The organism is Moorena sp. SIO3B2, assembly GCF_010692525.1.
Lineage (GTDB): Bacteria > Cyanobacteriota > Cyanobacteriia > Cyanobacteriales > Coleofasciculaceae > Moorena > Moorena producens.
Genome location: NZ_JAAHHE010000008.1, coordinates 60135 through 82347, shown reverse-complemented (window position 1 = coordinate 82347; position 22213 = coordinate 60135). Strand labels below are relative to the sequence as shown.

The 22213-nt window shown below is 44.4% G+C and carries 24 protein-coding genes; 11 read left to right on the top strand and 13 right to left on the bottom strand.

What is annotated here, in order from left to right; all coding sequences use genetic code 11:
* The coding region (locus tag F6K38_RS03790; RefSeq protein WP_287356105.1) for an Rpn family recombination-promoting nuclease/putative transposase at nt 1-775 on the top strand (775 nt) is incomplete at its 5' end.
* A gap of 53 nt (nt 776-828) precedes the next feature.
* Nucleotides 829-1062, top strand: a complete 234-nt coding sequence (locus F6K38_RS03785; RefSeq protein ID WP_287356103.1) for a hypothetical protein — start codon at nt 829-831, stop codon at nt 1060-1062.
* Here the strand turns inward: F6K38_RS03785 and F6K38_RS03780 are convergent.
* A complete protein-coding gene (locus F6K38_RS03780) occupies nt 1059-2339 on the bottom strand; it encodes a formylglycine-generating enzyme family protein (RefSeq protein WP_287356101.1) in 1281 nt (426 codons plus the stop codon). The genes F6K38_RS03785 and F6K38_RS03780 overlap by 4 nt on opposite strands.
* Before the next feature lie 28 nt (nt 2340-2367).
* The gene (locus F6K38_RS03775) at nt 2368-2631 is read right to left on the bottom strand and encodes a hypothetical protein (protein ID WP_287356099.1); all 264 of its coding nucleotides are present in this window, start codon (nt 2629-2631) and stop codon (nt 2368-2370) included.
* Nucleotides 2632-2708: 77 nt separating this feature from the next.
* Here F6K38_RS03775 and F6K38_RS03770 point away from each other — a divergent pair, with 77 nt between their 5' ends.
* The gene (locus F6K38_RS03770) at nt 2709-6296 is read left to right on the top strand and encodes a two-partner secretion domain-containing protein (protein WP_287356097.1); all 3588 of its coding nucleotides are present in this window, start codon (nt 2709-2711) and stop codon (nt 6294-6296) included.
* Between the two features lie 715 nt (nt 6297-7011).
* Here the strand turns inward: F6K38_RS03770 and F6K38_RS03765 are convergent.
* Together F6K38_RS03765 and F6K38_RS03760 are read right to left on the bottom strand one after the other, a co-directional pair.
* Nucleotides 7012-7218 carry a hypothetical protein gene (locus F6K38_RS03765; protein ID WP_008188216.1) on the bottom strand — a complete coding sequence of 69 codons (207 nt, stop codon included), beginning with the start codon at nt 7216-7218 and terminating at the stop codon, nt 7012-7014.
* A 194-nt stretch (nt 7219-7412) separates the two neighbouring features.
* Complete coding sequence (locus F6K38_RS03760) at nt 7413-8765, bottom strand: DNA cytosine methyltransferase (RefSeq protein ID WP_008188218.1); 1353 nt, start codon at nt 8763-8765, stop codon at nt 7413-7415.
* Between the two features lie 274 nt (nt 8766-9039).
* Between F6K38_RS03760 and F6K38_RS03755 the strand changes: the two genes are divergently transcribed.
* From F6K38_RS03755 to F6K38_RS03740, 4 genes are all read left to right on the top strand, one after another.
* The gene (locus F6K38_RS03755) at nt 9040-9321 is read left to right on the top strand and encodes a hypothetical protein (RefSeq protein WP_207554303.1); all 282 of its coding nucleotides are present in this window, start codon (nt 9040-9042) and stop codon (nt 9319-9321) included.
* A gap of 310 nt (nt 9322-9631) precedes the next feature.
* A complete protein-coding gene (locus F6K38_RS03750) occupies nt 9632-11101 on the top strand; it encodes a sodium/pantothenate symporter (protein ID WP_287251102.1) in 1470 nt (489 codons plus the stop codon).
* A gap of 35 nt (nt 11102-11136) precedes the next feature.
* A complete protein-coding gene (locus F6K38_RS03745) occupies nt 11137-11265 on the top strand; it encodes a hypothetical protein (protein ID WP_267872020.1) in 129 nt (42 codons plus the stop codon).
* A gap of 366 nt (nt 11266-11631) precedes the next feature.
* The gene (locus tag F6K38_RS03740) at nt 11632-12192 is read left to right on the top strand and encodes a 3'-5' exonuclease (RefSeq protein ID WP_287251101.1); all 561 of its coding nucleotides are present in this window, start codon (nt 11632-11634) and stop codon (nt 12190-12192) included.
* Between the two features lie 6 nt (nt 12193-12198).
* Here F6K38_RS03740 and F6K38_RS03735 read toward each other — a convergent pair whose 3' ends face one another.
* Nucleotides 12199-12360 carry a hypothetical protein gene (locus F6K38_RS03735; RefSeq protein ID WP_287251100.1) on the bottom strand — a complete coding sequence of 54 codons (162 nt, stop codon included), beginning with the start codon at nt 12358-12360 and terminating at the stop codon, nt 12199-12201.
* 218 nt (nt 12361-12578) lie between these two features.
* Between F6K38_RS03735 and F6K38_RS03730 the strand changes: the two genes are divergently transcribed.
* Nucleotides 12579-13130, top strand: a complete 552-nt coding sequence (locus tag F6K38_RS03730; protein WP_287251099.1) for an RNA 2'-phosphotransferase — start codon at nt 12579-12581, stop codon at nt 13128-13130.
* On the opposite strand, the gene F6K38_RS03725 is transcribed toward F6K38_RS03730, so the two are convergent.
* A complete protein-coding gene (locus F6K38_RS03725) occupies nt 13123-13425 on the bottom strand; it encodes a hypothetical protein (protein WP_287251098.1) in 303 nt (100 codons plus the stop codon). The two genes, F6K38_RS03730 and F6K38_RS03725, sit on opposite strands and share 8 nt — an antisense overlap.
* 15 nt (nt 13426-13440) lie before the next feature.
* Complete coding sequence (locus tag F6K38_RS03720; protein WP_287251096.1) at nt 13441-14163, bottom strand: phosphoribosyltransferase; 723 nt, start codon at nt 14161-14163, stop codon at nt 13441-13443.
* Between the two features lie 164 nt (nt 14164-14327).
* Between F6K38_RS03720 and F6K38_RS03715 the strand changes: the two genes are divergently transcribed.
* Entirely contained in the window at nt 14328-15026 is a 699-nt protein-coding gene (locus F6K38_RS03715; RefSeq protein WP_287251095.1) for a uracil-DNA glycosylase, read from the top strand.
* 363 nt (nt 15027-15389) lie between these two features.
* Complete coding sequence (locus F6K38_RS03710) at nt 15390-15872, top strand: NUDIX domain-containing protein (RefSeq protein ID WP_287251093.1); 483 nt, start codon at nt 15390-15392, stop codon at nt 15870-15872.
* Between the two features lie 60 nt (nt 15873-15932).
* On the opposite strand, the gene sodC is transcribed toward F6K38_RS03710, so the two are convergent.
* The 3 genes from sodC to F6K38_RS03695 all read right to left on the bottom strand — a co-directional run bounded on the left by sodC (nt 15933) and on the right by F6K38_RS03695 (nt 17553).
* Entirely contained in the window at nt 15933-16463 is a 531-nt protein-coding gene (sodC, locus tag F6K38_RS03705) for a superoxide dismutase [Cu-Zn] SodC (protein ID WP_287251092.1), read from the bottom strand.
* Nucleotides 16464-16754: 291 nt separating this feature from the next.
* Entirely contained in the window at nt 16755-17096 is a 342-nt protein-coding gene (locus F6K38_RS03700; protein WP_008186364.1) for a hypothetical protein, read from the bottom strand.
* A gap of 115 nt (nt 17097-17211) precedes the next feature.
* Complete coding sequence (locus F6K38_RS03695) at nt 17212-17553, bottom strand: hypothetical protein (RefSeq protein ID WP_008186367.1); 342 nt, start codon at nt 17551-17553, stop codon at nt 17212-17214.
* A gap of 1171 nt (nt 17554-18724) precedes the next feature.
* On the opposite strand from F6K38_RS03695, the gene F6K38_RS03690 reads away from it, so the two are divergent.
* Nucleotides 18725-19975 carry a competence/damage-inducible protein A gene (locus F6K38_RS03690; RefSeq protein ID WP_287251088.1) on the top strand — a complete coding sequence of 417 codons (1251 nt, stop codon included), beginning with the start codon at nt 18725-18727 and terminating at the stop codon, nt 19973-19975.
* Nucleotides 19976-20043: 68 nt separating this feature from the next.
* Here the strand turns inward: F6K38_RS03690 and F6K38_RS03685 are convergent, their stop codons facing one another.
* From F6K38_RS03685 to rpaB, 3 genes are all read right to left on the bottom strand, one after another.
* Nucleotides 20044-20583: a DUF456 domain-containing protein gene (locus tag F6K38_RS03685; RefSeq protein ID WP_008186373.1), complete on the bottom strand. Its 540-nt coding sequence runs from the start codon at nt 20581-20583 to the stop codon at nt 20044-20046.
* Between the two features lie 28 nt (nt 20584-20611).
* Complete coding sequence (locus F6K38_RS03680) at nt 20612-21256, bottom strand: cofactor assembly of complex C subunit B (protein ID WP_008186376.1); 645 nt, start codon at nt 21254-21256, stop codon at nt 20612-20614.
* A 61-nt stretch (nt 21257-21317) separates the two neighbouring features.
* Complete coding sequence (gene rpaB / locus F6K38_RS03675; RefSeq protein WP_008186378.1) at nt 21318-22046, bottom strand: response regulator transcription factor RpaB; 729 nt, start codon at nt 22044-22046, stop codon at nt 21318-21320.
* Nucleotides 22047-22213 lie beyond the last annotated feature (167 nt).

Genomic DNA, 22213 nt, shown 5'->3' with positions numbered 1-22213 from the left:
TACAGAAGCACAAGCTTATCAATTCGCCTCTGTGGAAGTTAAACAACTAGCTTTTAGAATTGATGGAGTATTCCTGCCGACAACTACCACAGCCCAATCACCGATTTATTTTGTAGAAGTCCAATTTCAGAGGGACTCTGAATTTTACTCCCGCTTTTTTACCGAAATTTTCATATACTTAAACAAAAACAAAATCAGCAATGATTGGCGTGGTGTGGTGATTTACCCGAGCCGCAATGTGGATAAAGGAGCAACTCAACAATATCAAGAATTACTGGATTCTCCAAGGGTATCTCGGATTTATCTCGATGAATTAGCCCAGACCTCTGCACCATCGGTGGGTATAGCTACAGTACAGCTAATTGTCACTGAGGAAGATTCTGCGATTGACCGTAGGTCACGCTGCGCGATCTCACTTGCTCAAGACTTGATTCAACGAACCACTGAGGAGATAGACAATGAAAGACAAAAGCGAGAACTTCTACAATTAATAGAGACCATACTGGTGTATAAGTTACCACTACTCAGTCGCACGGAGATAGAAGCGATGTTTAGCTTAAGTGATTTACGGCAAACCAAAGTTTATCAGGAGGCTTTAGCCGAAGGCATACAAGCAGGTAGACTTGAAGGTATACAACAAGGTGAAATTCAAGGCAAATTAAAGTCTATACCTCGGTTGTTAGCGTTGGGGTTAACCGTAGAACAAGTTGCCCAAGCTTTAGAATTAGAGGTTGAACAAGTTAAACAGGTGGTTCAGCAGTCAACGGATCCCTGATACAACAAGCATCCCATAGAAAAATCCCATTCCGTAGGCTAGGTGGGCAAATAATGAGAGTTTGGCAATTTCCTCACCAGTCATCTCCATTTGCCCACCCTACAAGATCTCTATTACTTCCATTCCCGATTCCCGATTCCCGATTACCTATTACCTATTACCTATTACCCATTACCTATTACCTATTACCTATTACCTATTACCTATTACCTATTACCTATTACCTATTACCCATTACCTATTACCCAGAAAAAAGGGCGAAAGGGCAAAGAAGAGTCCACGCCTAGGAACAAACTACCCGGAAACCGAAGTTGTTGTTCCTGTTGTCCGGCGAGCCGTAAACGCGATGGGCACAGCGGCAGAATATCGAAGTGATGATCCAAGAGCCACCGCGCGCCATATAATCATTCATATTATCAACAACACTGGCACTGCCGTCTACTGGGGCATCATCATAGTTGCCATGCCAGGTATCTTCACACCATTCGAATACATTACCCATCATATCATACAATTTCCAGTTATTCGGGATTTTTTGTCCTACTGGATGAGTTTTGGAATCAGAATTACCGTACCAAGCATAGTTTCCCAGTATTGACTGGTCTTCGCCATAGTAATATCTAGTTGTCGTACCTGCTCGACAGGCATATTCCCATTCCGCCTCACTGGGCAAACGGAATTTTCGACCCTGGAGTTGACTCTTAAATTTTACATTGAGTCGGGCACAAAATTCTTGAGCATCATACCATGATACCTGCTCAACGGGTAGGTTATCGCCTTTAAAGTGAGATGGCGTGGAGTTAAGGCTGGTGTCAACTTGCTTGTAACCAGCAACCGCTTGCCACTGCACCTGAGTTACTGGAAATTGTCCCATCCAGAACTCTTTTACATTTACCTGATGCTGGGGTCTTTCGGAATCACTGCTCATATTGTCACTTGTAGGGCTACCCATCAAGAAGCTACCTGCTGGGATGGGTAGCATTTCTAAGAGACCCCCTTCACCTAAATCAAAGATGTCTTTAATTATATGCAACTCTATTAAGGTGCTTTTGATGTAGGTGATGATGGCTTGCTCCGTGGGGACTACTACCAGGGAGGAGTCTCTAGATGGGCTGATGGTTTCACTAAATTGCACTACTTCTACCTCGTTCCCCAGTTTCAGACTCTCAGTGACTTGCAACTTTTTGGTTGTCAACGACTCTTGTAACCCTTCCACTTGGTTGTCTACATAGGTTTTCACTGCCAGTTCTGTGGGGACAGCTTGATTCGAGTTGTCTGCCAAGGTAATATCGCTGGAAAATTCATTAACCGCTTCTCCTAATTGTAGTTTCAGGTCTCCCTTCACTTCCAGTTTAGCGGTGGGAGTCTCTGTCCCAATTCCTACGTTGCCTTTAACATTCAGGGCTTCTGCAATGGTTAGAGGTCCCTGGAAAGTTGTTGCTTTTTTTTCTATGTTTTCGAGAGTCTTCCCCAAACGGTCAATTTCATCCATGGCGGCATTCCAATCTGCCGAAAGGATTAAATCTCCAGGATTTTTGTCTTTTGGTTCAAAACCGTTGGTCATTGTTTTCTAAGTTTTATTAGAGTTATCACTAAAATAAAATTTCCCACACAAGGGTTAACTTAAAATTATTGCTCTTGGTAATTACTGGAAATATCACTCGATTATACATAATTGCGGTTTCTTTGTCTTCGCTATTAAACAAACCCGCTTCAGTTAACCCAACTTCCTGATCGCCAGGTTCCCCAAAATCCAGGTCTACAGACAACATAATTTTACACTTTTTACTTTCACCGTCCCCAGTCTCTATTAAATCTTTACCGATGTCAAAGGTTTTAAGTTCTTTCCGAAACACTTCATTTTAAATCAGTAAACCTTAACTCCAACTTTATGAAATAATCCGAGAAATCGGGAGCATTTTGATTGATAAACATGAAACCTCGGATTGACCGACTTGTGGCAGCAAGTCCCTTTGTTCTGTGTTCTCTATTAGCTGCAACTACGGCATTAGGGCAAATCACCCCAGATAATACCGTCGGTAATGAACGGTCTGTAGTAACGCCCAATGTTGATGTTAACGGGAACCTAGCAGATTTAATTGAAGGTGGGGCGATTAGAGAAAGCAATCTATTCCACAGCTTTCAAGATTTTAATGTGGCCGAGTTTGGACGAGTTTATTTTGCGAATCCAGCAGGAATTGAGAACATCCTCAGTCGGGTAACGGGAGGTAATGTTTCCAATATTTTGGGGACTCTAGGAGTGTTGGGCAATGCTAATTTATTTTTGATCAATCCCAACGGTATTGTCTTTGGTCCCAATAGCATACTGGATATTGGAGGTTCATTTTTTGGGAGTACTGCTGATAGTGTGTTGTTTGAATATGGTACAGTATTCAGTGCAAAAAATCCTAATGATAAACCGTTATTAACTATTAATATTCCCTCTGGGTTGCAATATGGCTCCAATCCCGGAAGTATTACTAATCAGTCTAGTCTTCTTCAAGTGCCCGATGGTCAAACCTTAGGGCTAATTGGTGGTGAGGTTACTATTCCTGGTGGTAATTTAACAGCAACCGATGGACGCATTGAGCTGGGGAGTGTTGGTTCTAATAGTGTAGTGAACTTGACCCCAAAAGATACTAGTTTTGTGTTGGATTATTCAGGAGTTCAAGAGTTTCAGGATATTAGTTTGTCTGAGAGGGCTATAGTCATTACCAGTGGGGAAGGTGGTGGGAGTATCCAGGTGCAAGGGGCTAATGTGACTTTACGCGATCGCTCTTTTGTGTTTACGGATACCGAAGGGAGTGGAAGTGGCGGTGGGATAGTGGTTGAGGCTTCTCAGTTGAGTCTTGAGGGTGGTTCTAGGATAACTACAGATGTATTGGGCTCAGGACAGGGGGGAGATTTGATAGTGAATGCCACTGAATCTGTTCGAGTAATTGGTGTATCGGCTGATGGTATTTCCAGCACTTTGGGAGCCCGAGTTTTTCCAGGAGCAACAGGAAATGCCGGAGAGTTGAAGATTACCACTGGGCAGTTAATGGTCTCTGATGGAGCACAAGTTGCAGCTGGCACTTTTGGTGAAGGGGACGGGGGAAGCTTGAGTGTAGATGCCTCCTCTACTATTGAAATCATTGGAACTTCAGCCGATGGTTTGTTTTCCAGCGGCTTGTTTGTTCAAGCTAATCGAGGCTCAAGAGGAAATGCCGGAAAGTTGAATATTACCACTGGGGAGTTAATGGTCTCTGATGGAGCACAAGTTGCAGCTGGCACTTTGGGTGAAGGGGACGGGGGAAGCTTGATAGTGAATGCCTCCGAAAAGGTTCAAGTGATTGGTACTGATGCCGATGGTCGGTTACCCAGCGGCTTGTTTACTCAAGCTCAAGGAACAGGAAATGCAGGAGAGTTGAAGATTACCACTGGGGAGTTAATGGTCTCTGATGGAGCACAAGTTGCAGCTGGCACTTTTGGTGAAGGGGACGGCGGAAATTTGACTGTGGATGCCTCCGAAAAGATTCAACTTATTGGTACCTCAGCCGATGGTGTGTTTGCCAGCGGCTTGTTTTCTCAAACTATTGGGACAGGAAATGCAGGAGAGTTGAGTATTACCACTGGGGAGTTAATGGTCTCTGATGGAGCAATAGTTTCAGCTAGGACTTTTGGTGAAGGGGATGGGGGAAATTTGACTGTGGATGCCTCCGAAAAGGTTCAAGTGATGGGTACCTCAGCCTCGGGTCGGATTGTCAGCGGCTTGCTTGCTCAAACTTCTGAGACAGGAAATGGGGGAGATGTCAGTATTACCACTGGGGAGTTAATCGTCTCTGATGGAGCACAAGTTTTAGCTAGCCCAATCGGTGAAGGGGACGGGGGAAATTTGACAGTGGATGCCTCCGAAAAGGTTCAAGTGATTGGTACCTCAGCCTCGGGTCGGTTTCCTAGCGCCTTGTCTACTCAAACTCCAGGCACAGGAAAAGCGGGAAATTTGAAGATTACCACTGGGGAGTTAATGGTCTCTGATGGAGCACAAGTTGCAGCTGGCACTTTTGGTGAAGGGGAAGGGGGAGAGTTGATTGTGGATACCTCCTCTACAGTTCAAGTGATTGGCACCTCAGCCTCGGGTCGGATTGTCAGCGGCTTGTTTACTCAAACTGAAGGGACAGGAAAAGCCAGAGATGTGAAGATTACCACTGGGGAGTTAATTGTTTCTGATGGCGCAGCTGTTTCAGCTAGCACTTTTGGTCTTGGGAACGGGGGAAATTTGACAGTGGATGCTTCCTCTACGGTTCAAGTGATTGGTACCTCAGCCTCGGGTGGGTTTGTCAGCGGCTTGTCTACTCAAGGTAATCCCGGAGCAACAGGAAATGCGGGAGATTTGAAGATTACTACTGGGAAGTTAATTGTCTCTGATGGAGCAAGAGTTTCAGCTAGCACTTTTGGTCTTGGGAACGCGGGGAACTTGAGTTTCAATACCTCCTCTACTGTTCAACCCATTGGTAATTTTACCTCAGCCGATGGTCGGTTTAATCGGGGAATCACACCAGATGCAGGAAATTTGTTGGAAATTACCACTGGGCAGTTAATTGTCTCTGATGGACCGGTTAGTGCTAGAAGCTTTGAACAGGAGAATTCAGCAGGGGAGGTAAAGATTAATGCCAACTCTATCTTCCTTAACAACAATGGAATCATCGCAGCAGAAACAGCAGGAGGAGACAAAGGCAATATTACTCTATTTTCCCGTAACATCCGACTCCTCAACGAAAGCAAGATTAGAACTGACGCCCAGAATGTAACTGGGGGCAATATCACCATTGATACTGAAACCTTAGTCGGTCTGGGAAATAGCGACATCACCGCCAATGCTGAATTTGGCCCAGGAGGTAGTGTTGAGATTAATGCCCAAGGCATCTTTGGTTTAGAGTTTCGAGACCGTCTAACTCCAGACAATGACATCACCGCCACCTCCACCCTTGGCTCATCCTTCAACGGTGATGTAATCCTCAACATCTCCCAGGTAGACCCCACCTCAGGCTTAACGGAATTACCAGCAAGCCCCGTAGATGCAGAAGCGATCCTGGCCAATGACCTTTGTGGCTTTGAAAATAATCGGATTGCTGGCGGGAGTTCCTTTATCATTACCGGAAAAGGCGGTTTACCAGCTAGTGCAGAAGATCCGGTGATTAATGCCCACAGAACAGTGAGGTGGCGAACTCGTCCTGGCTTACCCAGCAGCAGCAGGAAACAATCATTACAGCAATTACAGCAGCAACCTTCAGTGATACAGCCTCAACCTCCCGAAGAAAAAAAAGTGATTATCGAAGCCCAAGGCTGGGTCAGAGCAAAGGATGGCACAATTATTCTGACTGCGCAACCGTTTAGGGGGACTCCTGTTGAGCAGATATTGCCCCATCTTGATTGCCATTCGGGAGGAGGGAATCGGGAGGAGGGAATCGGGAGGAGGGAATCGGGAGTCGTCAGCCATCAGCCATCAGCTATCAGCTATCAGCCAAAGGCCAATGGCTGACAGCTGACAGCTGACGGCACCTCAAGTAGCGTGCGCGTAGCGCATATGCTTACCGGGAGTCGGGAGATGAGGAGAATTATCGGGGAAATTATTGTATATTTGGATACATATTTTTAGGGATTTATACCCAATAGTTACCAGAGGGTTTAAGAAAAGTTGCACCTGGCTGACAAGAAACGATCAGCCAGAGTTCAATGCAACTATCAACTCACAAATTTTAATCATAACAAAAACTGAGATCAACACTGATCTCTTTTGGATCTAGGTAAGCTGTTTGAGCTAGTGGTGCGTTACGGGCAGCAACCTAACCCTGGCTACGAGGCGGAAAATGAGCGCTCCCCTAACGCACCACTAGCAACTGAATCTCTTTACTAGCAGATGGGGTGCTCGGTTGCTCGGTTGCTCAGCTGATGGGAAAAATTTGTATTAAGGCTAATTATCCTCAGATGATATAATTTAAGGTTGGGGGTTGTTTGATATCATGTCCGGATAATTAGTGATAAAAAACTTTCTGAGATTAAACCTTACTCCTTTACTTCTGCCTTCTGCCCTCTGCCTTATGCCCTCTGCCTTGCTTTCCCCAAAGTGTAAGTATTCAACGGGAAATTATATCACTTGCTGCCAACCACAGGTTTAAGAGCGCACAGGGTTCGGGCGCAAGGGAAGCGCCCCTAGAATTGATTGGTTTGACGCTCATGATCAGAAGTGATATAGTTTATTCCACTACTCGAATCAATCCACGGTTCAAACCGTCATAAATCTCTTGGACTAGGGTTTGCTCTTCTAGTGAAAGTGATGCCTTGGCTAGTAAAGCTGACATAAAGAGCTGTTGGTCAATGCGGGTAATTTGGCGCATATGAATAATACGCTTAGCTATTTGCTTAACCGGGAATTTGGGGAAGATGACTTGAAAGGATTTCATGGGCTCCACATAATCTCTGTAATTTTAACTATCGACAATTTTGAAGAGATCTTCTGTGAGAGAAAGTCCTACCTAGTAGTGATTCGAGATCAAGATTTGTTGTGATAGGATAGGGCTTAAGCTGTGATCTGAGTTACAACGATGGCAGACTAGTAGCCGATCAGGGTTGACGGTCGTTATATACAGCATCTTTTCTATGAGAAGAGAACGACAGGAGAAGGGAAGCAGCAGATTAGAAAAGGAATAAATACTACTATATTCCAATACTTAGATGCCTGTAACTGTTTAAAGGTTAATAGTTTGGCATCTGAGAGCTTTATAGTTGTGGTTGGCACTGATGGTTGAACCGCCAACGCTGTCATAATTTGTTTACCCAAAACCCGTCCTAATCGTGGTGGTACAGCATTCCCCACCTGTCGAAATCCATGCCATTTGGTCCCGTGGAAGCGAAACCAATCTGGAAATGAGTGCAGTCTAGCGGCCTCTCGCACGGAGATCACCCGTGGGTAATCAGGATGAATGGGGCGAGGAGAGGTGTAGCGACCGTTTTTATAACCAGTACCTGCTCTGAGGGTATGGCAAGGTTTATCCCAGTGTAAGCGTCGTAAGCGACTGGTAGTTTCTACCTCGCCCATGGGTGTGTTTCTAAACCGCTCAATCGAGCCTTCGGTGTGGTGGGTTTGCAGGGAACTGGTCAATAGTTGAGGATGCCACTGGCGGGGATAGGCAAAGTTACCAGGATCGGTGATCAAATCCCGTAACTTTTCTACATAGGGCATGGCTAAAGCTTGGAGCAGGTCTAGCTGTTCTGGTGTTAGTTCAACACAATCGCTTTTCTGGAGTTCAGGAAAATCATCTAAGTTAGGCAAGTCTGCGATCGCATCCTTAACAGTTACCCATTGGTGAGAGGATAGTTCTGAGGAAGGATAAGCCACTGGTGCTTCCCCAAGCCTAGAACCGAGTAAAAACAACCGCCGCCGTTTTTGTGGCACACCAAAATCTGCTGCATTCAAGACCTGTACTGGTTCAGTTATAGTGTACCCAGCTGCTTTAAACTCACTGATTAGCTGCTCGAACAGGTGTTGGTATTTGTTCTGAGCTAAGCCTGGAACATTCTCCATCACAAAGTAGCGTGGTTGGAGTTCTTTGACCAAACGGCAGAACTCAAACACTAAATTATTGCGTACATCATCTACTTGACGCTTACCGATCAACGAGAATCCCTGACAAGGGGGTCCACCAATGACCAGATCAATGACTAGATCAATGGTAGAAACCTGCGATGAAACCTCTGTACAGTGTTGGTTTTGCTCCCTTTCAGTCCCCCACTCCCTCAGGGCTTTCTGAATTTCTTGACCAGACAGGGTAGCAATGTCGGTACATAAAACCTTGGTTTGAGGGGAATTGAAGGCATACACTGCCCCATGAATTGGGTCTTGTTCAACGGCGAGGGCAACATCAAAGCCCGCCTGCTCAATCCCTAGGGAGAAACCACCAGCACCAGCAAATAAATCAACGGCTAACGGTCGATGAGGGAAATTTGCCATGCCGTTTATGGTAGTCTAATGTTTATTGCGCTGCACGCTTCGGAACAGGGAACAGGGAACAGGGAACAGGTAATGACAAACCTTGTCACATAGCGCTGCTCACGAAAATAGGCAAATTAAATGGACACTAGCTTACCTATAATTGTTGATCAGTAGGAAACACTATTGTTTACCATACCTTAGTTAGTACTCTCTTTTACCATTCACATTAATCTAGCTCTCACAGAAGTCGCGAGTAGTAATAGCAATCCGTGTAGGAATTGTGATAATTTTGATGCCATATTCCCTACTCCCTACTCCCTACTCCCTACTCCCTACTCCCTTTGCTAAAGTGCTGATGCCAATTTTAAAATCCTCATTTTTCTGGTTTTTCTGCTTTACGGTAATTTTCCTGCTATCCCAAGATTTCTGGTCTTGGCAGCAAGACATTTCCTTCTCCTTGCTCCATCTTCCCCCCTGGGTATTCTATTTTATTGCCTTACAAATTCTCCTCGCAGTCGCGTTGTTACTATTTGTGGTAAATTTCTGGGAAACTTCGTCTAAGGAAGACCGTTAAAAATATGACACTAGCTTGTAGGGTGGGCAAAAACAGTTTGCTTCTTTTGAGTATTCTAGATTATATTACTTTGCCCACCCTACTTTAATTAGTAGGGTGGGCAAAAACAGTTTGCTTCTTTTGAGTATTCTAGATTATATTACTTTGCCCACCCTACTTTAATTGGTGTGATAGCTGATAGTTGATAGTAGGGTGGGCAAAAACAGTTTGCTTCTTTTGAGTATTCTAGATTATATTACTTTGCCCACCCTACTTTAATTGGTGTGATAGCTGATAGCTTACACTTCGTCTAAGGAAGACCGTTAAAAATATGACACTAGACTCGATTATTCCCTATGTTGTGCTGGCAGGGTATTTATTAGTAACCCTTGTGGTAGGTCTAGTTGGTTATCGCCAACAAAAAAACACTCCTGATGATTATTTTTTAGCTGACCGTAACATGGGAGCAATTCTCCTATTTTTTACCCTAATTGCTACCAATTTCAGCGCCTTCGCTTTTCTAGGATTTTCAGGATCAGGGTATCGCATTGGTCTGAGTTATTACGGAATGATGGGGTTTGGAACTGGCTTAATCGCACTAACCTTTTATTTTATCGGTTATCGAGTCTGGCTTTTAGGCAACAAACACGGCTTAATCACGCCTTCTGAATTGATTGAAGCCCGTTTCCGTAGGACAGGTGTATCCCCTGGGATTAGCAATACCCTCAAATTAATTTTTCTGGCGGTTATGGTAATTTTCACCATTCCCTACTTAACCCTGCAACCGATTGGAGCTGGCTATATTATTGAAACGTTAACCAATGGACAAATTCCCTATTTTACAGGGGCTACCTTTTTGACAGTTGTGATCGTGCTATATGTGTTCATGGGGGGGATGAGAAGCGTTGCCCTAACCGATGTTATCCAAGGGGTTTTAATGTTTACCTTAATGTTAGCGGCATTGGCAGCAATTGCTTCTAGTTTAGGAGGGATTGCTGAAGCTAACCGTACTGTCTACACCCTCAAACCAGAATTGTTTTCTCGACAGGGTATAGATAATTTTTTTACACATCGTAAGTGGTTTAGCTTTATGATTCTCTGGATGCTTAGTGTCCCTATGTTTCCCCAGATGTTCATGCGCTTTTATGCTTCAAAAACTAGTAATTCTCTAAAAGTTTCGGTAGTGATGTATCCCCTGGTAAGCGCTACCATGTTTATTTGTCCGGTGCTAATCGGAATGTGGGGACATATTTCCTTTTCTGACCTGACAGGAAAAGCATCTGATCAAGTGTTTCCGATGATGCTAACAGAACATACACCAATCTGGCTAGCCTCCTTAGTGATGGTGGGAGCATTAGCTGCAATGATGTCAACCTTAGACTCCCAGCTTTTGGCCCTCAGTTCCATGCTAACCAGAGATATTTATTTTGCTTATTTCCGTAAAACCGCTTCCCTCAAAGAACAAACCTTTGTTGGTAGAGTACTGATTGTTTTATTGGCAATTATTGGTTTAATTATCGCCAAAAATCCCCCAGGTACGATTACTGCGATCGCAACCCAAGCCTTTACCGGATTAGCAGTACTGTTTCCGACGGTAATTGCAGTATTGTATAGCAAAACTATTCATCCTCTAACCTGCATTGTATCGATTCTTGTGGGTGAAGCCGCAGTGATTGGCTTTCAGTTGGGGATTATTCCCAAAAGTCTTACCTTCGGTTTTCTGCCAGTTGTCCCTATTGTTGCTCTTTCAGCATTAATTATTGTTGTGGGATCAATCAAGCCGATCCGGAGACTTGATTGATATAAGGGAGTCGGGAGTCGGGAGCGGTGCGACCCGTGGCGAATTTAATTCGCCAACGGAAAGCGCACCGAGGGAGTCGGGAGCAGGGAGCAGGGAGTAGGGAGCAGGGAACAAGGAAAAAATCTTGTGTACCTCATTACTATGATAAATGTGGTCAGTGCTGAGTCTTGAGTAGACGTGCTTGAGAACTTGTATTATATTATAATACAAGTATATGACTTAGTTAAAAGCGTCTTGAAAACCTTGTAGGGGGGAAGCATTTGGGCAATCAATGTAGGCTGACACCCTAGTAAGTCTGTCCAAATACCTCCCCCTTCCCACCAGTAAAGAGACTACAAGGGATGCCAAGGGTGAACAACCGTCAACCAACCTTCAACCTTAAACCTTCAACCTTAAACCTTCAACCTTCAACCTTCAACCTTTAAGCTTCAACTTGCCAACCTTCAACCTGCCAACCTTCAACCGTCAACCGTCAACCTTCAACCTTTAACCTTCAACCTTCAACAAACGTCAACTAGCCGGAGGCTAATATGTCCAAAAAACTCGACCAAATTCTTGTTGTGGATGTTGAAGCCACCTGTTGGCAAGGGAAGCCACCCCCAGGACAAGAAAACGAAATCATTGAAATTGGGATTTGTGTATTGGATGTTGTTTCTGGGAAGCCCCTGGAAAAAGATAGTATTTTGGTAAAACCAGAACGCTCAAGGGTCAGTGAATTCTGTACCAAACTGACTACATTAACCCAGGAGCAAGTTGACCAGGGAATTTCTTTTGTTGAAGCTTGTTCAATGCTACAGGATAAGTATTTATCTGCTCGTCGAGTGTGGGCAAGCTATGGAGATTATGATCGAAATCAATTTCAAAAACAGTGTACATCTCGTTTTTTGAGATATCCCTTCGGTCCGAGACATATCAACATCAAAACCTTGTTTGCGATTAGTCAAGCTTTGCCCCATGAAGTTGGTATGGCACAAGCTTTGGATTTACTCAATCTACCGCTGGAAGGTACTCACCACCGGGGAGGAGATGATGCTTGGAATATTGCTCGGATATTCTCAACCTTACTTTTGCAATTAAGAACTAGACCATGATCTCGACTAGACTTTTTCCAGAAGTCGGGAATCGGGAATCGGGAATCGGGAATCGGGAATCGGGAATCGGGAATCGGGAATAGTGAACAGGGAATAGGGAATAGGGATAATAATTGATGAAAACAGTATAAAAAAAAATGTATCGCGGTCTTTAATAATGTTTATCACCACTATTTTAAACTTACAGGGTTTTTCATAGCTATCAGGTACACAGGATTTTTTTACTATTACCTATTACCTATTACCTATTACCTATTACCTATTACCTATTACCTATTACCTATTACCTATTACCTATTACCTATTACCTGCTCCCTGCTCCCTACTCCCTGCTCCCTAAAACTTAAGAATTTGTACCTCACCCAATTGAAAACTGCTGTATCAATATGAATCCGTCTCGATTAGTAAAAATTAGTAAATATTTGAGTCAGCATCTTCGGCACCAGCCTCAGAGAATTGGAATCACACTCGCTCCTGGTGGCTGGGTTGGTGTTGAGGAACTACTGGCGGCGTCTAAAAAGCATTCCTTTCGGATCAGCCGTGCTGATTTAAATGAAGTAGTTGCCAAAAATGACAAGAAGCGCTTTTCTTTCGACTCCACAGGTACCCGAATTCGTGCCAATCAAGGTCATACGGTTCAAGTCGATTTGCAACTAGAAGTTGTGGTTCCACCAGATGTGCTTTATCACGGTACGGGTCACCGCGCAGTTGAGTCAATTCTGCGCCAGGGTTTGTGTAAAATGTCGCGACACCATGTCCATCTATCGACGGATATGGCAATTGCAAAAAAAGTTGGAGCAAGGCATGGTCGCCCTGTGGTTTTTGCCATTGATGCTGCAGCTATGCACAAAGCTGGTCACAGCTTCTATTGTTCCGATAATGGAATCTGGTTAGTGGATTGGGTCTCACCAGAGTATTTACAGTTTAAAATTAAGTAAAAATGTCATCGACAAGGTGAGAAAAAGCATAAAAGCTGTAGATGATCAACAGGATAGCCATTACCTGCACCATACGGGAATTAGAGGAAGGCATGGTTGTACCCCTTACCCACATGGATACGGCTGCTCCCATGGCAAAGCTAGAACTGAGTACCAGATAGGGCCAGTCACTGGTATATCCCCAGGTGGCTAGTAAAGCCATTGCCAATGAGGTCATCATTAATTCAACGAACTCTGGTGGATTGTACTGGGTTGAAAGCACTAATGTTCGCCACCAAAACTGCCAAAGTCTCATAATTAAAGCAGATAGTTAATGCTCTAGGCTAGCGTTGACTGAAGACTCTGATATTGTAATATAGTTATGCTTATAGTTATGCTGCTGTAAATAGCTTAGAGCTTCTTGAGTTTTAACTTGAGGAAAGTTCAGGTAGAAGCGGCTAACACTTAGAAAGGGTTCCGGTGTTTGTAAGATAACCATGCGATCGCACCACTGTGATAACCAGCGTATTAATCCTCTTGGTGCCACTGGTGTGCAAATCCAAACCTGTGCTGGATTGTGGGCTTTTACTGCTTCGGTTGCTGCTGCTATGGTCATCCCAGTAGCAATGCCATCATCAACCAGCAAGGCTAGGGCACCAGTAGGATTGGTTTTCGGACAACCCGGTTGCAGTTGAGCTAGCTGAGCTTGGGCTTTTTCTTGAGCTTGAGCTAATACTATTTCTCGCCATTGAGGATTTTTGTTTCGCCATCGCCTTTGCCCAGACCACAGTACAACTCCCGACGAAGTCACTGCACCGATTGCTAATTCTGGGTTGCGAGCCGTGGTAATTTTTTTGGCGACTATAATATCTAGGGGACAATCCAGTGCCCGAGCTACTGGTGCTGCTACTGGGATACCCCCCCGAGGTAGTGCGTATACAATAGGCTTTGCATCAATACCTGTAGCGTGCAGCCTGCTCACCAGGGGGATAAGTGCTTGAGCGAGTTGCTCACCGGCATCAGCGCGATCGCTAAACAGCGGGACAGTGTGCATGGCTTCCTCCGGTATGAAGTTGCCTGACTTATATTATAATTACCGATTTTTGTCAAGATTACTGTATCAAAAGAAAGAATTGTAATAATTAGTTGCTCACAATCTCCTGAATCTACTATTAGTAGTAAGGTGCCTTATGCCTGCAAAAATTTCTGTGAGTCCTCATGTCCAACGGAGAACAACTTAGTCTTTTTGACGAGTCAGAGTTAACCCCATCACCGCCCAACAATGTCCAAAGGGAGCTAATCCCCACTGATGCCAAAATCCCTATTCCTGCTGGCACTTACGAAACCATGGAATCATTGACACAACACTGTCAATCTTGCCAACGCTGCGAATTAGGAGCTACCCGCACTCAAGCTGTTATTGGACGTGGCAACCCTAAGGCCCTAATTATGATTATTGGAGAAGGACCGGGTAAACAAGAAGATGAGACCGGTAAGCCCTTTGTAGGCAGAGCAGGGAAACTGTTGGAGAAAATTTTGGCATCTGTGAAAATCGATAGTGAACAAGATGTATATATTTGTAATATGGTCAAGTGCCGACCTCCTGGTAACCGCACCCCTACTCCTGATGAAATTGAGGCGTGCAAACCTTACTTGTTGGAACAAATCCGCCTAGTAGACCCCCAAATTATTCTGTTCACTGGTGCGACAGCGGTAAAAGGCTTAACTGGTAACAAGAAGGGCATTACAAAGATTCGCGGCACCTGGATGGAATGGGAAGGGCATAAGTGGTGTATGCCCATTCTCCATCCTGCTTACCTACTCCGGAATCCGAAACGAGATCCAGGTAGTCCAAAGTGGCTGATGTGGCAAGATATCCAGAAAGTGCGTGCTAAGTTAGACGAGATTCGATCTTAGATGCAATAGATATTAGGGAATAGGGAGTAGGGAGTAGGGAACAGGGAAGAGATAAGAGGGAAGAGATAAGAGGGAGTAGAGATTAGTTAAGTGTTAAGTGTTAAATGCTAATTGTTAATTGACAACTTTCAATGGTAAATTAAAACTTTTTATTCCAATTTTAAATTGACGAACAACCAAGAATGATAAGTAGTCAACCGGATAGGATACAACCTAATTATATAATTTTTAATAGTAATGACGTACAGTCAATTTTATTCCCCCTACTCCCTCGGTGCGCTTGACCCGTAATTAAATTCGCCACGGGTCGCACCGCTCCCTACTCCCTACTCCCTAAAACCTAATAATTTGTAGCTGACCCAATTGAAAACTGCTGTAAAAATGATTATTGATGAAACTTGGTACCAACGACCACCTGGAGTTTCTGACGCTACCTCCGCTGGTGGTATTGTTGCCCGCCGTTGGGAGCAGCAGATATACATTGCTCTTGTTCAAGAAGGCAATAGACTTGAATACGTCTTACCCAAAGGTCATGTAGAACCAGGAGAAACCATTTTAGAGGCGGCAGAGCGCGAAATTGCGGAAGAAGCGGGCTTAAATGACCTGAAATTTATTGCTGAACTGGGAGTTAAGGAACGATTAGACTTTGCCAAACAGTGTTGGAAAAAAACTTACTATTTTCTGTTCATTACTGACCAAATTGACGGCACTCCTACTGATCCAAATCTCAGTTACCAGCTGCGGTGGTTTCCGATAGATGAATTACCAACATTATTCTGGCCAGAACAACAAGAACTGATTCAAACCAATAATAAGCTGATCCAAAAGTCTTTAGGGATTGAATAAGAAATGGGGAATATCAAATTCCCCATCAGTTACTGTTAACTAAAAAGCACAACACTATTGCTAAATCACACCACAAGCCACTCGAGCACCACCCCCTCCCAAGGGTTTGGGAATATCTGAATAATTGTCACCTTGAGCGTGAATGATCAGAGAGTGACCCTTAAGGTCAGCAACCTTTAACCGTGGGGCTACTACTGGAGTCTTAGCAACACCCTGTTTATTAACCACTAGCCTTGGCAAATCACCTAAATGACCATTACCGAATGGTCCTTCATGTTTGCCGGTATTTTCTGGATCATAATGACCACCAGCAGCTAAGCCAGAAACTACTTTACCTTCCTTCTGGCCTGGACCACAGTTGGGCTTTGCATGGACATGGAAGCCATGTTCTCCAGGAGTTAATCCAGACAGATTCGAAGTTAGCTGCAGACCCTTCTCGGTTTGGGTTGCTTTGACAATGCCAATCTCTTCACCAATGCCTTTGGTATCAGTCAAATGCATGGTGACGGTTAGTGGTGTTGACACGGATTGATTGGAACAAGCCGAGATTATAAATATTGCGATCGCAGCTAATAGGCTGATAATTTTCATACTCAACTACACCCCACTTACAGATAGGTCTCCAAGGGTTTGAGAACCTTTTGGATTTCCGTTTCGCTATTCCCTACCGTAACTTTTTTGAGCTTGAGCTGAGTTTTCCATCCTTCTACGGTCAGACAAAGTAGGATGATGATCACTATCGAGCTCAGGGCTCTCAACTGGAGTATACAACAGTGACGCGCTGATTCTAGAGAAAATCAGCTGACAGCGGTCAGCTGACCGCGTAGCTTGCGTGGCACAGGCTTCGACGCTGGGAGGTAGCGCATATGCGCTACCTAAGTATTAATCCCGATCCAGGTTGGATAGTTGAGTGTTCACATGAGCCAGATAGCTAGAATCATGGATGGTTTCTGGGGATAATCTTCCTCTTGCAATAGCACTGGCTACGAGGTCTTTGGCGGTAATTCTCTTGCTTTTTATAGCGCTGATGAAAGCAGCATTACTGGGAATACCTTGGTCAGCAAAGTAGCCTTGATAACCGAGATAGACCAGGTTAAACGGTTGAACTTCGACAATATTGTTACGGCTGGTGGTGGAGTTGGCAGCGATTTCCGATGCTAAGACGGGAGTGGTAGCGGTGGCAATCAACAAAGTGCCTAAACTGCCAAGTACGAGACGTTTCATTTTTGTTCCTCCTAGGGTTGATTCGCTTAATTGGTTAACTGCTTATCTTTAATTACTAGAATGTAGGTCTTAACTTATGTAAGCATTCAGCTATCAGTTAATGTTTACATAAGTATTAATCCCGATCCAGGTTGGATAGTTGAGTGTTTACATGAGCCAGATAGCTAGAATCATTGATAGTTTCTGGGGATAATCTTCCTCTTTCAATAGCACTGGCTACGAGGTCTTTGGCGGTAATTCTCTTGGTTTTTACAGCGCTGATGAAAGCAGCATTACTGGGAATACCTTGGTCAGCAAAGTAGCCTTGATAACCGAGATAGACCAGGTTAAACGGTTGAACTTCGACAATATTGTTACGGCTGGTGGTGGAGTTGGCAGCGATTTCCGATGCTAAGACGGGAGTGGTAGCGGTGGCAATCAACAAAGTGCCTAAACTGCCAAGTACGAGACGTTTCATGTTTGTTCCTCCTAAGGTTGATTCGCTTAATTGGTTAACTGCTTATCTTTAATTACTAGAATGCAGGTCTTAACTGAGGAGGAAGTGACCGTTAACTGAGAATTTGATAAGGTGTTGCTAAGGAAACTGAATTAACCCTGGTTGACTGACAAAACTAATCAACCACGTACTGGTACGAAAGTATTTTGAATTCCAGTCGATACCGTCGTTTATCATGTTGTTTTCGTGAGGCCATCACCGGGTCAGGATCATGAGCAACTCAGGTGCGACCCGTGGCGAATTTAATTCTTAATGGTAAGAGCGCACCTATGTGAAACGAACCCGACGAATCAGTCTCCAGGCATTTTCCCTCGGAGGCTTTGACATCATGTTTATCACTACCCTCGCCTTGACCTACTGGTTTGCCGTAATATCATGTCAGGATAATTACCCTTAATAAAAATTTCCCCCATCTCCCCACACTTCCCACCCTCCCCACACTTCCCACCCTCCCCACCCTCCCCACCCTCCCCACCCTCCCTCATAAGGGTAGGTTTTTTACAAAGACCTCAGGTGTGGGGTGACCGGGTGTGGGGTGACCGGGTGTGGGGGATAAGAAAATGTACTTAATTTGTCGTTAAAAATCATCAAGACAGTGAGATGCACCCACAGGGAATCGGAAAAAAAACCTGTGTACATCATAACTATGATAAACCCTATCAAACACTACTAAATATAGCATTTAAAAATAGATAATCAACCCCAATGTTGATGATTTAGCATAACACAAAAAAATACTGGTATATATTTTATGCTGCTCTTAATTTACCTAACATAATTTTATTTTTCATGAAAAATAAAATTATAGTATAGCAGTCGCCAGAGCAGTTAGGACATGACAAAAGTCTCACACCCTTTGTAAGCGCAAGAGTTTGACTTCTGACTTCTGACTTCTGACTTCTGACTTCTGACTTCTGCTATATTTATAGGTATAATAAATAAATTAGGATAATTTTTAAGGCTATATTACCTACTCCCTATTACCTATTACCTATTACCTGTTACCTTTTTAGATCAATCCTAGTTTCACATATCATGTGAAAACGCTATAGTTTTAAAATTGCTGTCAGTGTGGGATTATAAGATAAGAGCCGAAAGAAATGAATGTTATCTTGCCCCTGAGGCATAATCGATGAGTGCAGAAATTATTTGTGTAGGTACCGAACTACTGCTGGGGGATATTCTCAACAGCAATTCTCAGTTTTTAGCCCAGGAGCTAGCCGCATTGGGGATTCCTCACTACTATCAGACAGTAGTGGGAGATAATATCGGGCGTTTACAGCAAGTATTGGCAATTGCTAGTGAGCGCTCCACTATCCTAATATTTACTGGTGGTCTTGGTCCGACGCCCGATGACTTGACCACGGAAGCGATCGCTAAATTTTTTGGGGCTCCTCTGATTGAAGAACCAGATGTTATAGAGGACATCACTCAGAAGTTTGCCCGGCGGGGACGTCAATTAACTACCAATAACCGCAAGCAAGCCCTAATCCCGGAAGGGGCACAAGTATTACCCAACTTGAATGGAACAGCTCCTGGTATCATCTGGAAACCCCGTGCTGATTTAAGCATTCTCACGTTTCCTGGTGTTCCTAGGGAAATGCATCAGATGTGGCGAGACACGGCTGTTCCCTATCTCAAAAGCCAAGGCTGGGGTAAAGAAATCGTTTATAGCCGGATGTTGCGGTTTTGGGGAATTGGAGAATCGGCTTTGGCTGAGAAAGTTGCTCCCTTTTTTGACCTTACCAACCCCACCGTTGCTCCCTATGCTAGTAAGGGACAAGTTAGGTTAAGAGTTTCTGCCCGTGCGGCTTCAGAAAGTGAAGCGCAACAGCTAATTGAACCAGTAGCCCAAAAATTACAGGAGATTGGGGGAATTAACTATTTCGGTACTGACACCGATACCCTAGCCTCTGTAGTGGGTGAGCTATTAACGGCTGCCTCAGAAACTTTGAGCGTAGCAGAATCCTGTACTGGCGGCGGTATTGGCAGTATGATAACCAGTGTCCCGGGGAGTTCTAATTATTTTCTCGGAGGTATCATTGCTTATGATAACGCTGTGAAAACTGGTGTACTGGGAGTGAATTCCTCAGATTTGAAGGCGATGGGGGCGGTAAGTAAGGTTGTAGCAGAGCAAATGGCAACAGGAGTGCGATCGCTTCTTTCTTCAACCTGGTCACTTAGTATTACAGGCATAGCTGGACCTGGAGGCAATACCGATACCAAGCCTGTGGGTCTAGTTTACATTGGTCTAGCCGGACCAGATGGCATTTTAGAATGCTACAAGTACACCTTGGGTCAACATCGGAGTCGGTCTGACCTACGTCACATCAGCGCCTGCTATGCCCTTGATCGCCTACGGTGCAAATTGCTGAGTCGGTGAACTTGTTAGTTAGCGTTATTTAGCAGGCAGTAGTGCACCCCATCACCCTGTTCAATCTAAATTTCAAGCTAAATCCCTGCACCTGGGGGCCAAGTGGTGAAAATAAACACCACCACAGTAGCGATCGCAAGCATTGCCTGAATCAAATTTCCTACCAATGAACCGACTACAATCCCCAAGCCAGCTTTAAAGGATTGCTTAATTCTATCCTGTAACTTTAACTTCCGTTGATAGAGAAACTCACCTACAAACGCCCCTAACAACGGTCCAAGCAAAATCCCTAGTAACGGTCCGCCGAAGGGCAAGGCGGGTAAAAGACCAAACACCCCCATGAACAAGCCGATTATGGAACCAATTTGTCCCCAATTACTAGCACCAGCTTTTTTGGCTCCCCAGTAAGCGGCTAAAAAATCGACCCCCATACCCAGTAGCAACACAAAGATAGCTACGCCCAATGCCCAGGTGACGCTACTAAAGCCCTCAGCAATACCCCAAATTATGGTGGCAGCTAAAATCAACATGGCACCGGGAATGCCAGGAACAACCGAACCAATAATGCCTACTAGCATCAGCAGAATCAGGAACCAGTACAAAATGATTAACCACATTATTTAAATTCGAAGCGGTACCCACATCTTATAAATGACCAGAGAGAGTATTGGCGACTTTATCAGCAATCCCCTCAATCCACTTTTCATCTTGTTTAGTGTAACTTCGGGGAGCATTGGCTGCCAAAATTAGCGCTCCTTGGTTGCCAATCGGTTGACATATGACACCTTGTGTGTTATCAGGCAAGTAGTCAAATTCAAGTCGCCCTGGATAGAGCTTCAGGTTAACCAGATACACGGCTTTTTGAGTTTCTAGAACCCGCTTGAGAATGGCTCCAGGCTCGACTTGGGGATTTTTGCCCAAGATCCCCCGCCGGAGCAGGACTTTGCCTTGGTATACCACCACAAGCGATCGCGTTACTGTATTAGTCAGTAATAGATGGGATGCCCAGGCTAATTCAGTTTTGACCTGATCTGGCAGCTCTGGAGCGAGGTCGAAACCCTCTTCGCCAATCAGTTTAACGGCATCAGGAGGTTTGGGCTGTACCTGCTGCCACAGTAAACCTGTCAAAATCAATACAGCACAAACAATTACCCCTACAGCATCAGAACGAGCTTGAGAATTGGTGAGCTGGGAGGTTAATAAACGATTGATCAGCAACAGACCCCCTGCCAATCCTCCAACCGCAAATGGCAGCAGCCGCAGTACATCATTTTGGTCGGGTTTAGCCATCACTCACCTGTTGGTTATTAGTTCAGGACTTACGCAGCTGAAACGAAACATCAAGGTGTTATTATTTGTCATCTGGTTCAATGATCCGTTGGAACAAATAACCTGTACCTCGTGCGGTGAGAATTAGCTCAGGATTACTAGGATCATCCTCTAACTTGGCTCGTAACCGGGAGATGTGGACATCTACTACACGGGTATCCACATGGCGTTCAGGGGTATAGCCCCACACTTCCTGCAAAATTTCAGAACGGGAGAATGGTTCTCCGGAACGTCTGACTAATAACTCTAGAAGACTGAACTCCATCCCAGTCAGGCGAATCCGCTCATCCCCTTTGTAGACTTGTCGCTTATTGGTGTCGATTTTGATACTCCCGACATGAATCACCCCAGAACTAGGAATACCAGCAGCCCCCACTTTATCAAACCTGCGCAGTACGGAACGAATACGGGCTTCCAATTCTTTTGGAGAAAAGGGCTTGACCACATAGTCATCTGCTCCTAACTCTAGACCGGTAATCCGGTCAGCTACATCCCCTAAAGCAGTTAGCATAATAATGGGAATGTCTGATTCCTTGCGTAATTCTTGACAGACACCATAGCCGTCTAGCTTTGGCATCATCACATCTAACACCACTAGGTCAGGCTCTGTATCACGAAATGTGTTTAGGGCTTCTTCTCCATCAGCGGCTGTGACTACTTCGTAGCCAATCATGGATAACCTAGTTTCTAATATTCGACGGATACTGGCCTCGTCATCAACAACAAGAATTTTTTCTTTATGAGTTTCCAATGGACGTTATACTCCTGAAATGGTGAAGTAAGATTAATGATTTATTAATTTATCAGTAGTTTATCTCTAAAATGTAACCCTTTACAAAGTTGGTTTTATCGTTGAGAATTATATTTTCCTTGCTGGTGAAGTCTTCCTTGACTTTCATTAATGTTAATTTAATTATT